This is a genomic window from Streptomyces sp. RLA012 (genome assembly GCF_056270325.1).
The window spans coordinates 6,894,968-6,910,662 of the sequence record NZ_JBWDPA010000002.1 but is presented as its reverse complement, the minus strand read 5'-3'; the positions used below and the strand labels follow the sequence as shown (position 1 = coordinate 6,910,662).

Annotated in this window: 12 protein-coding genes; 8 read left to right on the top strand and 4 right to left on the bottom strand. The window is 70.2% G+C overall.

What is annotated here, in order from left to right:
- Positions 1–228 precede the first annotated feature (228 nt).
- On the bottom strand, positions 229–1,311 hold the full coding sequence (gene manB / locus RV986_RS31840; RefSeq protein WP_475920684.1) for a mannose-1-phosphate guanylyltransferase: 1,083 nt from the start codon (positions 1,309–1,311) through the stop codon (positions 229–231).
- 119 nt (positions 1,312–1,430) lie between these two features.
- Entirely contained in the window at positions 1,431–2,768 is a 1,338-nt protein-coding gene (locus tag RV986_RS31835; protein ID WP_475920683.1) for a peptidoglycan recognition protein family protein, read from the bottom strand.
- 129 nt (positions 2,769–2,897) lie between these two features.
- On the opposite strand from RV986_RS31835, the gene RV986_RS31830 reads away from it, so the two are divergent.
- The 4 genes from RV986_RS31830 (at position 2,898) to RV986_RS31815 (ending at position 9,209) form a co-directional block, all read left to right on the top strand.
- Positions 2,898–3,653 (top strand): TIGR03089 family protein, encoded by a 756-nt coding sequence (locus tag RV986_RS31830; protein WP_475920682.1) that lies wholly within the window; start codon positions 2,898–2,900, stop codon positions 3,651–3,653.
- A 200-nt stretch (positions 3,654–3,853) separates the two neighbouring features.
- Positions 3,854–5,104: an LCP family protein gene (locus tag RV986_RS31825; protein WP_475920681.1), complete on the top strand. Its 1,251-nt coding sequence runs from the start codon at positions 3,854–3,856 to the stop codon at positions 5,102–5,104.
- Between the two features lie 244 nt (positions 5,105–5,348).
- Positions 5,349–7,088 carry an LCP family protein gene (locus RV986_RS31820; protein WP_475920680.1) on the top strand — a complete coding sequence of 580 codons (1,740 nt, stop codon included), beginning with the start codon at positions 5,349–5,351 and terminating at the stop codon, positions 7,086–7,088.
- 141 nt (positions 7,089–7,229) lie between these two features.
- The gene (locus RV986_RS31815) at positions 7,230–9,209 is read left to right on the top strand and encodes an LCP family protein (RefSeq protein ID WP_475920679.1); all 1,980 of its coding nucleotides are present in this window, start codon (positions 7,230–7,232) and stop codon (positions 9,207–9,209) included.
- A 106-nt stretch (positions 9,210–9,315) separates the two neighbouring features.
- Here RV986_RS31815 and RV986_RS31810 read toward each other — a convergent pair whose 3' ends face one another.
- Positions 9,316–10,344 carry a glycosyltransferase family 2 protein gene (locus tag RV986_RS31810; RefSeq protein WP_475920678.1) on the bottom strand — a complete coding sequence of 343 codons (1,029 nt, stop codon included), beginning with the start codon at positions 10,342–10,344 and terminating at the stop codon, positions 9,316–9,318.
- 126 nt (positions 10,345–10,470) lie between these two features.
- On the opposite strand from RV986_RS31810, the gene RV986_RS31805 reads away from it, so the two are divergent.
- The gene (locus tag RV986_RS31805; RefSeq protein ID WP_475920677.1) at positions 10,471–11,973 is read left to right on the top strand and encodes an LCP family protein; all 1,503 of its coding nucleotides are present in this window, start codon (positions 10,471–10,473) and stop codon (positions 11,971–11,973) included.
- Positions 11,974–12,107: 134 nt separating this feature from the next.
- On the opposite strand, the gene RV986_RS31800 is transcribed toward RV986_RS31805, so the two are convergent.
- On the bottom strand, positions 12,108–13,400 hold the full coding sequence (locus RV986_RS31800) for an LCP family protein (RefSeq protein ID WP_475920676.1): 1,293 nt from the start codon (positions 13,398–13,400) through the stop codon (positions 12,108–12,110).
- 121 nt (positions 13,401–13,521) lie between these two features.
- Here RV986_RS31800 and RV986_RS31795 point away from each other — a divergent pair, with 121 nt between their 5' ends.
- The 3 genes from RV986_RS31795 (at position 13,522) to RV986_RS31785 (ending at position 15,417) form a co-directional block, all read left to right on the top strand.
- A complete protein-coding gene (locus tag RV986_RS31795; protein ID WP_475920675.1) occupies positions 13,522–14,067 on the top strand; it encodes an acyl-CoA thioesterase in 546 nt (181 codons plus the stop codon).
- Positions 14,068–14,169: 102 nt separating this feature from the next.
- Positions 14,170–14,808, top strand: coding sequence for an HAD family hydrolase (locus tag RV986_RS31790; protein WP_475920674.1), 639 nt, complete (start codon positions 14,170–14,172; stop codon positions 14,806–14,808).
- A gap of 48 nt (positions 14,809–14,856) precedes the next feature.
- Positions 14,857–15,417 carry an SMI1/KNR4 family protein gene (locus tag RV986_RS31785; protein ID WP_475920673.1) on the top strand — a complete coding sequence of 187 codons (561 nt, stop codon included), beginning with the start codon at positions 14,857–14,859 and terminating at the stop codon, positions 15,415–15,417.
- Positions 15,418–15,695 lie beyond the last annotated feature (278 nt).

Sequence of the window (15,695 nt, the reverse complement as noted above, 5' to 3'; positions counted from 1 at the left end):
CCGAACATCTCCGACTCAGCGGGCGATCCGGGGCGCAGCCCCGGCCCTAGGGGCGCGGGGAACTGCGCGACCAACCCCCACCGGCGATCAGCCGAACATCTCCGACTCAGCGGGGAATCCGGGGCGCAGCCCCGGCCCTAGGGGCGCGGGGAACTGCGCGACCAACCCCCACCGGCCGCCGGGTGCATCGGGGCGGCAGCCCGTCGGTGGCCGCCCGTGGCGGGATTTCTACTGGTCCGACGAGAAGCGGAGCGCGCCGGCCGGGATTCTGGCCTCGCACCAGACTCTTACGCCCTCGCGGAGTTCGTTGTCGGGACCGACCACCGCACCGTCGCCGATGACCGTGCCGGAGAGGACGGTGCGTTCGCCGACGCGGGCGCGGGTGCCGATGAAGGAATCGGTGATGACCGCGCCGGGTTCGATCACGGCGCCCGACAGGACCGTGCTGCCCATCACCCGGGCGCCCTCGCCGATGTGGGCGCCGTCACCGATGACCGTGCCGCCGGTCAGTTTGGCGTCGGGGGCCACCCTGGCCGTCGGCAGGACCAGCCGGTCGCCGCAGCGGCCGGGCACGGCCGGGGAGGGGGCGCGGCCGAGGACGAGGTCGGCGGAGCCCCGTACGAAGGCCTGGGGGGTGCCCAGGTCCAGCCAGTACGTCGAGTCCACCATGCCCTGGAGGTGCGCCCCGGCGGCCAGCAGGTCGGGGAAGGTCTCGCGCTCCACCGAGACCGGGCGGCCCCCGGGAATCGTGTCGATGACCGAGCGGCGGAAGACGTACGCCCCCGCGTTGATCTGGTCGGTGACGATCTCCTCGGGGGTCTGCGGCTTCTCCAGGAAGGCCGTCACCCGGCCCGTCGCGTCCGTGGGGACCAGGCCGTACGCCCTCGGGTCCTCGACGCGGGTGAGGTGCAGGGAGACGTCCGCGCCCGTCGTCTCGTGGGTCGCCACCAGCGCCCGGATGTCCAGGCCCGTCAGGATGTCGCCGTTGAAGATCAGGACCGGGTCGTCGGGGCCCGAGTGGAGACGCGAGGCCACGTTGCGGATCGCGCCGCCCGTGCCGAGGGGCTCCTCCTCGGTGACGTACTCAAGATGGAGACCCAGCGCCGAGCCGTCACCGAAGTACGGCTCGAAGACCTCGGCCAGGTAGGAGGTCGCCAGGACGATGTGCTCGACTCCCGCCGCTCTCGCCCGCGCCAGTTGGTGCGTGAGGAAGGGGACCCCGGCCGCCGGAACCATCGGCTTGGGGGTGTTCACCGTGAGCGGGCGCAGCCGGGTGCCTTTGCCCCCGACCAGGAGGATCGCTTCTGTCACCTGTCGTCTCTGCTTCCTGCCGGGACCGGCCGAAGGGTGATTCGGCCGGCCAGTGTATGCAGTCCGTAGTAAGAGGCCTTCGACGGCAGTGGGGTGTCCTCGATGGCGCCGCGCAGACCTCAGCGGCCCTGGTAGCGGGCCGCGGCCGTCCTGGCCGAGCCGAGTTTGCCGTACAGCTGCCGTCCGGGGCACTCCGTGGCGAAACCGTCCCGATGACCGGAGATCACGTTCAGTCGTACGTTCTTACCTTTTCGGTAGAGATTGCCACCGCCGGACTTCAGGTATGTCTTGGCGCGCGGATCGGCTCCGGAAAGGCCGAGCTTCCATGCGGTGAGCCGCGCGATGGCGGTCACCGCGGCGGCGGACGGCTTGGTCCGGCCGAAGCTGCCGAGGACCGCAATCCCCATGCTGTCGCTGTTGAAACCGAGGGTGTGGGCCCCCATGACGGGCTTGGCCGCACCCCCGGCGCGGCCTTCGTAGATGTTTCCGCACTTGTCGACGAGGAAGTTGTAGCCGATGTCGCGCCAGCCGCTGCTCACTACGTGGTAGCGGTAGATACTGCGGATGACCGAAGGGGCTTGCGAGCAGCGGTAGTTGTTGCCCGAGGCCGTGTGGTGCACGAAGGCGGCCTTCACCTTTTTGGTGTACACGAAGCCGCGCTCGCGCAGGCTCTCGTCGGCGCCCCAGCCGTGCCGGGTGACGATGCGGGGGCGCTCGCCGATGTACGGCTTCACGTGCGGGGCGTTCTGCGGCATCCCCGCGAGCGCTTCCCTCTGCGTCTCCTGTCTGGACAGTGCCGTGATCTCCGTGGCACCCAGGGGCGCGAGACCGGCGTTGGCGGCGGACGCGGCGTACGCCTCGGCGGGCTCCGCGCCCACGCGCCCTGCGTCCGTGGACCCGCCCTGGGGCGGAGGCTCGGCGCCGGGGTCGACGAGTTCGAGGTGCAGGCCTCTGGGCAGCGGCGACTCGCCGGGTGCCGTGGACCTTTCGTCCACCTGCGCCTGGACGCGCACCTCGACTCCGTCCGAGTCGCCCACCCACAGCGGTGCCGTGGAGCCGCGCACCCGGCCCGAGCCGCTCTCCGCGGTGTCGGGGTCGGCCGCGTGCTCACGGTTGTGGGTCTCGACGGACTGCCAGCCGGTCCAGCGGCTGCTCCTGGCGGCACGCGTACGGACCTCGACGCGTCCGTGCAGTTCGGCGTCCGGGTCGTCCCAGATGACGCCGACCAGCGAGAACGACCGTACGGTGCGTCTGCCGAGGCCCTGTTCGGGCGCGGCGGGACCGAGGGCGCGGTCTGCGCCCGACGGAACCAGAGGGAGGGATTGGGTGCTGCCCGGGACGGTGGGCTCGGTCCGCGCCGCCGGGGGGCCGGCCTGCGCCGGGACGGACAGAGCCAGCGGAAGGGTGAGAGCGGCCGCGCAGACGACGCCGACCGAGGAAGCAAGGAATCCACGCATGTCCCCGATCGTGGACATAGTCATACTTATCTGTCCATTGCTGACTTGACGGACCGTCCGGCCACGCTCGTCCGAACCGGTGGCGCGGACGCCGTGTCCCGCCGGGCGCCCCCGCGTACGCTTGCGCGCGTGAACGCCACCGACCGCACCCCTGCCGACCTGCTGCGATCCGCGCTCGCCGCGGACCCCGCGCGCCCCCTGGTGACCTTCTACGACGACGCCACGGGCGAACGTGTCGAATTGTCCGTGACCACCTTCGCCAATTGGGTGGCCAAGACCTCCAACCTCCTCCAGGGCGAGTTGTCCGCCGAGCCCGGCAACCGGGTGGCACTGCTGCTGCCCGCGCACTGGCAGACGGCGGTATGGCTGCTCGCGTGCGCCTCGGTGGGGGTCGTCGCGGACGTCGGGGGTGATCCCGGCGCCGCCGACCTCGTCGTCGCGGGGCCGGACGCGCTCGATGCCGGGCTCGCCTGCTCCGGCGAGCGCGTCGCCCTCTCGCTCGCGCCGCTGGGCCGCCGCTTCCCGACGCCGCCCGCCGGGTACGCGGACTACGCCGTCGAGGTGCCGAGCCAGGGCGACCGGTTCGTGCCGTACGCGCCGGTGGACCCGGAGGCGCCCGCGCTGATCGTCGCCGGGGCCGAGCACACGGGGGCCGAGGTCGTCGAGCGGGCCCGCGCGGAGGCGGCTTCGCTGGATCTGACGGGGCCCGGGTCGCGGATCCTGTCCGCGCTTCCGTACGACACCTGGGAGGGGCTGAGCGCGGGGCTGTACGCGCCGCTCGCCTCCGGGGGGTCCGTGGTGCTCTGCCGTCGTCTGGAGCAGCTCGGCGAGGACGCGCTGGCCAAGCGGATCGAGAGTGAGCGGGTGACGTCGACGGTTCGCTAGTTCACCGGCGGCCGTGGGGGCGGCTGCCGCGCGGTGGGGGCTGGTCGCGCCCACGCGGCGGAGCCGCACATGTCGGCCCCGCGCCCCCCTCACGGGCCCCTCCCCCCGTTCGGCCTATCAGAGCCCACCCCCGGCCCCCGGCCCAGTCCATGGTCGTAGGAGCACCGCACGCTCGAACGCCATGAGGGGTGGACTCCGACGTGACCGACAGCGCACGGCCGGGAGCGGGGGCTTCGCCCACCGGCGCCGGGCTCATACGGCGACGGCGGCGGCGCTGGGTTCAGTATTCGGCGCTCGGTGCCGCCGTCGTCGCGGTCGGCGCCGTCGGGGCCGGCTGGGCCGCGTACGAGAAGCTGAACCGGAACATCACGGCGGACGCCGCCGCCGCGGCCGAGCTGGCGCGGTACGAGAAGGAGCGGCCCACCTCGCTGGTGCGTGACGCGCAGAACATCCTGCTGATCGGTTCGGACTCGCGTTCGGGGGACGAGAACGGGAAGTACGGCCGGGACTCCGGGACCGAGCGCTCCGACACCACGATCCTGCTGCACCTGGCCGCGAACCGGGGCAGCGCGACCGCCGTCTCGCTGCCCCGCGATCTGATGGTGGACGTGCCGAGCTGCCTCCGCCCGGACGGCACCCGTACCCGGCCGGTGTTCGCGATGCTCAACTCCGCCTTCGAAGTCGGCGGTTCCGCCTGCACGATCCGGACCGTCGAGAAACTCACGAACATCCGGGTCGACCACCATGTGGTCGTCGACTTCGAGGGGTTCAAGGACATGGTCGACGCCGTGGACGGCGTCCAGGTGTGCCTGAAGGAGCCCATCGACGACAAGGGCGCCAAGCTGAAGCTGCCCGCCGGCAAGGTCGTGCTCGACGGCGAGCAGGCTCTCGGCTACGTGCGCGCCCGCAAGAGCATCGGCGACGGCAGCAACACCGACCGGATGGAACGCCAGCAGCGATTCCTCGGCGCGCTCGTCCACAAGGTGCAGAGCAATGGCGTCCTGCTCAATCCGACGAAGCTCTATCCCGTACTCGACGCGGCCACCTCCTCACTCACCACGGACCCGGGTCTGGCGAGCCTGCGCGGGCTGTACGACCTCGTTCGCGGCATGCGCGGCATTCCTACAGAACGTATGCAATTCCTGACGGTGCCCCGGACGTCGTACGTCGACGACCCGAATCGCGACCAGCTCGTGAAACCGGCGGCCGACAAACTCTTCGCACTGTTGCGCGCGGACGCTCCGGTGGCGGTCGCGAAGGACGTTCCGATGGATTCCACCGCGAAACGCAAGAACTCGCACAAGGGTGGTGACGAAGGTACGTACGACTCCGCATTCGACTACGAAGAGGAGTCGGACGGCAACGTGAAGTCGGGAAGAAAGCGGTCCAGCACTCCCTCCGCCACGCCGACTTTCCGCGGGAACACGGCGGCCGAGGACGGCTGCGGGTAAAGCGCACGCCAAGGCGGGAACCCCTGAGCTAAGAAGTCTTTGAGAAATAGGGCGGATTGCCCAGTTGTAGGGACGTGTAATTTGTCACCTCCGTCGCTTGACCCCGAACCGGGCGGATAGTGTGAGCGACCCGGTGCACCCGGCCCGAGGTCCATCCTGGGGGTCGCGCACTGCTTGACCGAGACCCGAGCGCCTTTTGAGGGGGAAGGGCGCCGCGTGGCCCCGACGGAGGATTCAGACAACCGTGGACGCGCAAGGCCGTGGGCGGGCGGACAACATCGATCCCGCAGACCAGTGGGTGCTCAACCCGAACACCGGCGAATACGAACTGCGACTGACCCCTTCCGCACCGCAGTCGGGAGTCCCGAGACCACGCCGCGGCAGCCCCGCGGACTCGGGAGCGAAAGCGGGAACACGGGCGCGCACCGCGCCGGAGCGGGAGAGTCCCGCCGCTCCGGGCACCGGCGTGCCCGGGCCGCGCCGACGCCGCGGCGCCCCGGCCGAGCCGCCGGGCCGCCGTAAGGGGCGGACAAAGCCGAAGAAGTCGAAGGCGAAGAAGATATTGCTGTGGACCGGCGGGACGATGGCCTTCGTGCTGGTCGCCTCCTCGGCCGCGGGGTATCTCTACCTCAAGCACCTTGAGGGCAACGTCAGCACGACGGACGTCGGCAGCGCGGGCAAGAAGGGCTTCAGCAAGGACGAGGCCTTCAACATCCTGATCATCGGCACCGACAAACGCACGGGCGCGGGCAACGAGGGGTACGGCGACACGGGCAGTGTCGGGCACGCCGACACCAACATCCTGTTGCACGTCTCCAAGGACCGTACGAACGCGACCGCGTTGAGTATTCCGCGTGACCTGATCGTCGATGTCCCGGACTGTCCTACGAAGCAGTCCGACGGCACCACCAAGGTCGTCCCGGGTACGCAGAGTGTCCGCTTCAACACCAGCCTCGGCCAGGACGGCCGGGACCCGGGCTGCACCATGCGTACGGTCAAGGAGGTCACCGGCATCCCGGTCGACCACTTCATGATGGCCGACTTCAACGCGGTCAAGACGCTGACCAGCGCGGTCGGGGGCGTCGAGGTGTGTGTGGCCCACGCCGTCAACGACAAGGAGTCGCACCTCAAGCTGCCCGCGGGCAAGTCCACGGTCGCGGGCGAGCAGGCGCTGGCCTTCGTCCGCACCCGGCACAGCTTCGGCAACCAGGGCGACCTCGACCGCATCAAGGTGCAGCAGCAGTTCCTGGGCTCCCTGATGCGCAAGATGGCCTCCAGCGACACCCTCACCAACCCCGCCAAGCTGTTCAGCCTGGCCGAGGCCGCCACGAAGGCACTGACGGTGGACACCGGGATAGGAAAGGTCAGCACCCTCAAGGACGTGGCCCTGGAGCTCAAGAAGGTGCCCACGAAGAACATCACGTTCACCACGGTGCCGGTCCTCGACAACCCGGCCGAGACGGTCAAGGCGACGGTCGTCGTCAATGAGACAACGGCCCCCGAGGTCTTCGACGCGATCAAGAGCGACGTCTCCTTCACCGCGGTGAAGCAGCAGGAGCAGAAGGAGAAGGCCGCGGTGGCCGCCCGTCTCAAGGGCACCCGTTCCGCGGCCTCCGACATCCGGGTCGACATCTACAACGGCGGCGCCCCGGCCGGCAGCGCACAGGAAACTCTTAACTGGCTGCAGAATGATGAGGGCGTGCTCAAGTCCAGCCAACTCGGTAACGCCGACGCAACATTGAGCAAGACGACCCTGGAGTACTCTCCCGACCAGGCCGATCAGGCACGCAAGCTGGCGGACCTCATGGGGCTGCCCGCTTCGGCGTTGAAGCCGGGCAAGAGCGAGAAGAACTCACAGGGGCTGCCCGCGATCGTGCTGACCCTGGGCAAGGACTTCAAGGGCGCCGGGGTGTCGCTGACCGCCCCGACCAAGGCGCCTGACGTCGACAAGTCGACGGCGGACAAAACGGTGTGCGCCAGCTGATGACCTAACGGGTCCGTCAAGCGTCTAACAGGACGCAGGGCGTCCGGGCCGGACGCAAGGGGTGTCCGGCCCGGACGCGCGCGTCCCACAGGACGCGGGACGGACCCGTTTGTCAGGCGCAGGGTGGGGAGGGGCAGGGAGATGGCGCGAAGCGGTGTGCGTGGGGAGGGGGCTCGACCACGTGTCCGACAGGCCGGTGATCTGGGCTGGGACGACAGTCTGTACGGCGAGAACGGTGATTCCGCCGACACGGACGGCGAGGACGGCAGAGGCGACACAGGCAACACAAGCGGCACAGGCAACACAAGTGGCGCGGACGGCACAGGCGGCAGCAGAGGCGTCGACAGCAGAGACAGCGACGGCGGGGGCGCCAGACCCGCGGACGGCGACGGGGGCCACTCCGTCGCCGCCGGGGCCGGGAAACACCCCGTCGACGCCGGGGAGCACCCCGCGGACGCCGGAGACCATCCTGTCGACGCCGAGCGCCGCTCCTCCCGTGACGCGGGCCGGCTTCCCGGTGACGGGAGCGACGACGGTACGTCGGCCGAACCGCGCGGGCAGGGTCGGCACGGCAGCGGCGGTGGCGGGCGTCGGCGCGGGGGCGGCGAAGGCGGGAGCCCGCGGCGCAGACGCCGCGTACTGCGCTGGTCGGCGTCCGTTCTGGCGCTGCTGATACTTGGCACCGCGGGTGCCGGTTATCTCTACTACCAGCACCTGAACGACAACATCAAGAAGGACGACCTGAACCTCGGCGACGAGAAGGACAGGGCGGCCAAGAGCAAGGCCAACGCGGCCGGACAGACGCCGCTGAACATCCTCCTGATCGGCTCGGACGCCCGGGACACCAAGGAGAACCAGGAGCTCGGCGGCGCCAAGGAGACCTTCGGCGGCACCCCGCTCGCGGACGTCCAGATGCTGCTGCACCTCTCCGCCGACCGCAGCAACATGTCGGTGATCAGCATGCCGCGCGACACCCTGCTGAAGATCCCCAAGTGCACGGACCCGGACACCAAGAAGGTGTACGAGGCGTCCACCGGCCTGGTGATGACCAACACCTCGCTCGGGCGCGGCGGTCCGGGCTGCACGGTGGCCACCTGGGAGAAGCTCACCAAGATCCACATCGACCACTTCATGAAGATCGACTTCTCGGGTGTGGTGTCGATGGCGGACGCGATCGGCGGCGTCCCGGTCTGTGTGGACGCCAACGTCTACTCCAAGGACAGCCAGGGCCACGGCTCCGGGCTGAAGCTCAAGGAGGGCACCACCTACGTCAAGGGCACACAGGCCCTGGCGTGGCTGCGGACGCGGTACGGCTTCGAGGACAACACCGACATCGGCCGGACCAGGGCCCAGCACCAGTACATGAACTCGATGGTCCGCCAGCTGCGCGAGAACGCCACGATCAGCAACCCCGGCAAGCTGCGCAGCCTCGCGGAGACGGCCACCAAGGCACTGACCGTCGACAAGGGCCTGGGTACCGTGCTGAAGCTCTACGACCTCGGCAACGAGCTCAAGAAGGTCGAGCCGAAGCGGATCACGATGACCACGATGCCCTGGCAGTGGGCCGTGTCGGACAGCAACCGCGTGGAGCCCAAGCCGGGCGAGGCCGAGCAGCTGTTCCGTCTCGTGCGCGAGGACATCGCGCTCGACGGCAAGGACAAGAAGAAGACGACGACCGCGGTGAAGGCCTCCACGGACCCGGCCGCCGCGGACGACCAGATCGGTGTGTCCGTGCAGAACGGCACCCGCACGGACGTGCTGGGCCCGGTCGGCGGGCGCGCGCGCACGGTGTCCCAGCTGCTCTCCGGCAAGGGCTTCACCAAGGCCGCCGCGGACACCTCGGCGGCGACCGCCGAGGAGACGACGGTGATCCGCTATCCGAGCGCCGACCTGCAGGGCGACGCCCAGGCGGTCGCCAAGGCACTGGGGATCCCGCTGAGTGCGGTGAAGAAGTCGACGGACGTCTCGGGTGTCACGCTCGTGGTCGGCGCCGACTGGCGCGAGGGAACGGCGTACAAGGCCAAGGCGCAGGACGACAAGACGCCGGAGTCCGCCGACGCGCTCAACGGCGCCGACACCGGGGCCTGCATGCACGTGAACCCGAACTACGTCTGGTCGTAGGGAGTTGGGCGGGTAGGCAGGTAGGCGGGGCGGCAAGTAGGCAGGTCGGACGAGCAGTCGGGCCCCTCTCGGTGTCGAGAGGGGCCCGGCCGGCTGACGAGAACGGTCAGTTGGAGGTGAGCACCGCCGGGCGGCGGGACGCGATGACCTTCTTCGCCAGCGCCTTCGGGCTGGTGAGGAAGCCGAAGCCCCACGACATGTGCATCGTCGCCAGGGCGACGGGGATCTGCAGGCGGGCCTTCAACGGCAGCCCCTTGCCCGCGGGCAGCGAGCCCGCGGCTATCGCCGCGAGATAGCCCCCGGGGATCAGGAAGCCCCAGGGCGTCAGCGCCACGCCCACCACGACGCCCGCCGCGATCGCGCACACGGCGGTCGGCGGGGCGAGGTAGCGCAGGTTGATGGAGCCCTCGTGGTACCGGGCCACGACATGGCGCCAACGCCCGTAGTCCTTGTACTGCTTGGCGAGCGCCCTGACCGACGGACGGGGCCGGTACGACACCTTCAGCTCGGGCGAGAACCAGATGAGGCCGCCCGCCTCCCGGATCCGGAAGTTCAGCTCCCAGTCCTGGGCGCGGATGAACTCCTCGTTGTAGCCGCCCTGCCGCTCCAGGGCCTCGCGCCGGAAGACGCCGAGGTACACGGTCTCGGCGGGACCGGCCTCGCCCCCCGTGTGGAAGGCGGCGTTCCCGACCCCGATCTTCGAGGTCATCGCGGCGGCGACCGCGTGCTCCCAGTCGTTCTCGCCCTCGGCGTGCATGATGCCGCCGACATTCTGCGCGCCGGTCTCCTCCAGGAGGCGCACGGCGGTCGCGATGTAGTTCGGGGAGAGCATGCCGTGCCCGTCGACGCGGACGACGACGGGGTGCCGGGACGCCTTGATCGCCGCGTTCAGCGCGGCCGGGGTGCGACCGGTCGGGTTCGGGACGGTATGGACGCGCGGGTCTTCACGTACGAGTTCGGCGGCGATCTCGTCCGTACGGTCCGAGGACGGACCGATGGCGATCACCACCTCCATCTCGCCGTCGTACTCCTGCGCCAGGATCGCTTGGACGGCCCCGCGCAGATGCCGCTCCTCGTTGAGGACGGGCATGATCACAGAAACGGCGGGGGGCCGCACGTCAGACTTCTCGCTCATCGGACGTCACGTTACCGCGAACGGGGGACACGGGCGCGCGCCGCCCTACCTACGAGCCGGGCAGCAGATCGTATGGGCCTACGGTGCTCACGGCTCCCCACGTTCACCCCCGCGGAGGTGTCCCCCTTGCCCACGCCGCCCCGCTCCCCCGCCCGCCCTCAGGCCCGCCCTCAGCCCCGCCCCGGGCCGCCCCGCTCCCGGCGGCCCCCGGAGCGCTCCTCCGTACGGCCCCCCGTACGGAGGAAGAAGCCGCGCTGGGCCATGCGGATGGTCACCACGATCTCGGTGGTGGTCCTCGCCTCGGCGGGCATCGGGCACGCGGTGGTCACCAGCCTGGACGAGGACATCGCCCGGGTGGACCCCTTCAAGGACATGAAGAACCGCCCGGCGGCCGGCAACGGCATGAACGTCCTGCTGGTCGGCACCGACGGCCGCGACAAGATCACGGAGGAGGAGCGGCGGAAGTACCGCCTGGGCGGCGCCCCCTGTCACTGCACCGACACGATCATGATCGTGCACATCGCGGACGACAAGGAGCGGGCCAGCGTCGTGAGCCTGCCGCGCGACTCGTACGCCGAGGTGCCGGCGCACACCGACGAGACCACCGGCAAGGAACACGGCCCGCACCCGATCAAGCTCAACGCGGCGTACGCCGAGGGGGGCCCACAGCTGACCGTGCGCACCGTCGAGAACATGACCCATGTGAAGATCGACCACTACTTGGAGGTCGATTTCACCAGCTTCATGCGGACGGTGGACGTGCTCGGCGGCGTGGGCATCTGCACCGCACAGCCCCTGAAGGACTCGTACACCGGACTCGACCTGACCGCCGGCACGCACACGCTGAACGGCGGGCAGGCGCTCCAGTACGTACGCTCCCGGCATGTCGACGGCGCCTCCGACCTCGGCCGCATGCAGCGCCAGCAGCGGTTCCTGGCGGCGTTGATCGAGCGGGCCACGTCCTCGGGGGTCCTGCTGAACCCGATGAAGTTCCGTGACGTCACCCGGGCCGTGCTCGGCTCGGTCCGCGCGGACACGGGCTTCGGAACGGACGAACTGCTGGACCTCGGCCGGGCGATGCGGAACTTCTCCCCCTCCTCCTCCGAGTTCACAACCGTGCCGATCGGGCAGATGGCCTACGTCGTCAAGGGCATCGGCTCGACGCTGAAGTGGGACGAGGCGAAGGCCACCGAGCTCTTCCAGTCCGTGCGCGACGACAAGCCGCTGGCTCCGGCGCGCAAGGCACCGCGCGTCAGGACCGTGCACGTCGAGGTGGCCCCGCAGCAGATCCAGGTCCAGGTCGAGAACGGGACGCCCACGGAGGGCCTCGGCAAGCGCCTGGACGGCGCGCTCGCCGCCACCGGGTTCCACACGACGGGCCGGCCCGTCAACGCGCCGGACCGGACCACCCGGCGCACCGTCATCTCGTACGACCCGCGCTGGGACCGCTCGGCGAAGTCCCTCGCGGCCGCGCTCCCCGGCAGCGAGCTGCGCGCGGTGGCCGGGCAGGGGCCGCTGCTGAAGGTGATCGCGGGGCCGGACTTCAAGGAGGTCACGCGGGTGCGGGCGCAGGATCCGTACCAGGGGAAGGCCGGGGTGGTGACCGGGGATCAGGTGACGTGTCCGTGAGCACGGCACGCGCGCGTGGAGCACGGCACGCGCGCCTGAAGCACATCACTCGCACCTGAAGGGCATCACTCGCATGTACGGGAAGGGCCCCGCCGGTTCGTCCGGGGGGCCCTTCGTGGTGCTGGTGGTGGACGTCAGTTGCCCGACACCGTCACCTTGTCGTCGTTCTTCAGCTCGTCCACCAGCGTCTTGACCTTGGCCTTGTCCCAGACGAGGTTGCCGCCCGTGGAGCCGGAGATCGGCATGTTCATGGACTTGCCGTCGCCGCCCGTCACGCCCTTCATCGCCCAGAACATGCCGGCGAGGTCCCACAGGCTCATGTCCTTGTCGACGGTGAGGCTGTCGAGGCCCGAACCCATGGTCGGGTAGAGCTTGAACGGGTTCAGGACGGTCCCCGGGGTCGCGACCTGGTGGGCCAGGGCGGACAGGAACTTCTGCTGGTTCTTGGTGCGCTGGAGGTCGGAGGCCGCGAAGGCGTGGCGGGTGCGGACGAAGGCGAGGGCCTGCTCGCCGTTGAGGGTCTGCTTGCCCGCCTTGAAGTCGGCGCCGGAGTACTTGTCCTTGAAGCCCTGGTCGAGGGTCATCTCCACACCGCCGACCGAGTCGACGATGTTCGCGAAGCCGGCGAAACCGATCTCCACGTAGTGGTCGATGTGCAGGCCGGTGTTGTACTCGATGGTGCGGACGAGGAGGGTCGGACCGTCCTCCGCGTACGCCGCGTTCAGCTTCACCTGGCGGCCCGTGCCCTGGAAGGTCTTGCCGGACGCGGATCCCTTGTACGTCGGAATCGTCACGTTCGAGTCCCGGGGGAGGGAGATCAGCGTGTCCCCGTTGTCGCCGACGTGCAGGATCATCATCGAGTCCGTGCGCTTGCCGTCGGCGGACCCGGTGTGCAGCTTCTTCTTCTCCTCGGCGGACATGCCGGCACGGCTGTCGGATCCGACGATCAGATAGTTCGTGCCCTTGCCCGCTTCGGGCCGGTCGATGACCGTCGAGAGATCCACGTCACGGTGGAGCTTGGAGTCGGCCCAGAAGTACGTGCCGACGGAGACCACGACGAACAGCGTGACCAGCGTGATCGCGGTCCACTTGATCCGCCGCCGCCAGTTCGGCGCGGGACGCGGGGCACGGCCGCCCTGGCCGCCGGGGCCCTGCGGACCGCCGGGGCCGCCCGGCGACCCGTACACATGGCCGGTGTTGTAGCCGGAGTCGTACCCGTTGTCGTACCCCTGGCCGTCGTCGTACGTCGGCTGCTGGGGCACCCCGCCGTACGGCGGTGCGGGCGGGCGCGGACCGGGCGCCGCCGGGCCGCGCTGAACCTGCCGCATGACGCGGGCGCTCTCAGGCTGTGCGCCTGCGCTGCCGCGTCCGTAGCGGTTGCCACCGTTGCTGCGGTTGTCGTCCCACCCGTCGGGCCAATCGTTCATGCGGACCAGTGTGCAGGGCCGCACCGTATGCCTAACAAGAGAGTGGGGAGATCTGGGTCACGCCTGTTGCAGAGCTGATGCAAAGCGACCCCTCGCACGCCCCCCACATAGGGTGGAGTGCATGACAGACCAGGCGCCCACTCCGGAATACGACATTCCGGGCAAGCCGACCTTCGCGTCCCGGACCACCCTCAGCCACATCATGACCCACAACGACACCAACCTTCTGGGCACGGTGCACGGTGGAGTGATCATGAAGCTGGTCGACGACGCGGCGGGCGCGGTGGCCGGGCGGCACTCCGGCGGGCCCGCGGTCACCGCCTCCATGGACGAGATGGTGTTCCTGGAGCCGGTCCGTGTGGGCGACCTCGTTCATGTGAAGGCCCAGGTGAACTGGACGGGGCGGACGTCCATGGAGGTCGGCGTCCGCGTGCTGGCCGAGCGCTGGAACGAGTCCGAGCCGCCCCAGCAGGTCGGCTCGGCGTATCTCGTCTTCGCCGCCGTCGACGCCGACGGGAGGCCCCGGCGTGTGCCGCCGGTCCTTCCGGAGACCGAGCGGGACGAACGCCGCTACCAGGAGGCCCAGATCCGCCGCACCCACCGGCTGGCACGGCGACGGGCGATCATGGAACTGCGGGAGAAGCGTGCGGCGAACGGGCTGGACTAGGTCCTGTCCGGCAGGATCCGCCGGACAGGCCCCACCGGCGCTTCGGGGCGGAGAGGCATCCCTGGCCGACGGCTGCCCGCGGCGGGATGCCAGGGTGAGGTCATGACCCTCTCCCCCGCGGCCCCGTCCGCTTCCGGCGGACACCCCTTCGACGCGGTGCTCTGTGACGTCGACAACGTGATCCGCGTCTACGAACCGGCCCACCTGTACGCCTTGGAGCGCGCCGCCGGGCTGGCCGAGGGCACCACCATGAAGGTGGCCTTCGCGCCGGACACGGTGCTGCCGCTGGTGCTGGGGCGAATCACACCGGACGAGTGGGCGGGGTCGATCCTGCGGGGCCTGAGCGGGCTGGTGGCCGACGGGACGGCGGCGGAGCTGAGCACGGCGCTCGTACGCTCCCCGTTCCACGCCGACGAGACGGTGGTGGCGCTGCTGCGCCGGGCCCGCGCCCGCGTGCCGCTGGTCCTCGTCACCAACACCTCGGTGCAGTTGGAGGAGGACCTGGAGGTCCTGGGCCTGACGGACCTCGCCGACCACGTGGTCAGCAGCGCACGGGTGGGCATCGCCAAGCCCGACCGGCGCATCTACGACATCGCCGTCGAGCGGGCCGGCGTCCCGGCCGAGCGCTGCCTGTTCGTGGACGACACCCTGGAGAACGTGGACGCGGCGGCCGCCCTCGGCATGCGAACCGTCCACTACCGCACGCCGGAGGATCTACGGGGCGCGCTGAACGGCGTGTGAGGCCGCCCGCATCGGGCGTTGTCAGAGCCGGCTGGTATCCATGACCGCATGAACAACGATCACGCCACCCTGGAGGAACTCGCGGCGCTGCGCGGGGCGTTCGCCGTGGACGACGGCGGAGAGTCGGCGCTCGGCTGGGCGGCGGTGCACGCCTTCGAGGCGGAGCACGGCATCGTGCTGCCCGAGCCGTACCGGACGTTCTGCGCCGAGGTGACCGACGGTTCGTACTCCGGGCCGCCGGAGTACGGGCTGGTGTCCCTGGCCGAGCTGCCCGAGGGCTGGGGCGGCGACGGGCAGGGGCGCGACCTGAGCCGACCGTTCCCGCTCACGGAGGCGTGGGTGTGGGAGGACGACCCGAGGCCGGCCGAGGAGATCGATCCGGTCGTCGAGCGGGTCTTCGACCACGGGTCCGTCGTGCTGGGCACCGACGGGTGCGGAATGAACTGGCATCTCGTCGTCACGGGCCCGCACCGGGGGCAGATCTGGCACATCACCGGGGAGGGCGCCGTTCCCTTCGGCGCCGAGTTCGGGTTCACGACCTCCGCACCCGGCTTCGCGGGCTGGGTCGGGCACTGGGCGGCGCACAAGGCGTGGTTCGACGCCGCGTAGGGACGCGTGAGTGGCCCACCCGAGACAAGAAGGAGGGGCACCCCCCGCCGGGGTGCCCCTCAAGTCCCTGGTGCCGGGGGTGGGTTACGGCAGGTTGCGTGCCATGACGATGCGCTGGACCTGGTTCGTGCCCTCGTAGATCTGGGTGCTTTACAAGTCATACGGCGCTGACCTGCACGAACACCCCTCCTAGAGAGGGTCTCCCCAGCATTTCCCCATGATCGTCAACGGTCTGCGCAGGTAGCGGCCGTGTTGGAGGCACCAGCACCGGCCGCGCA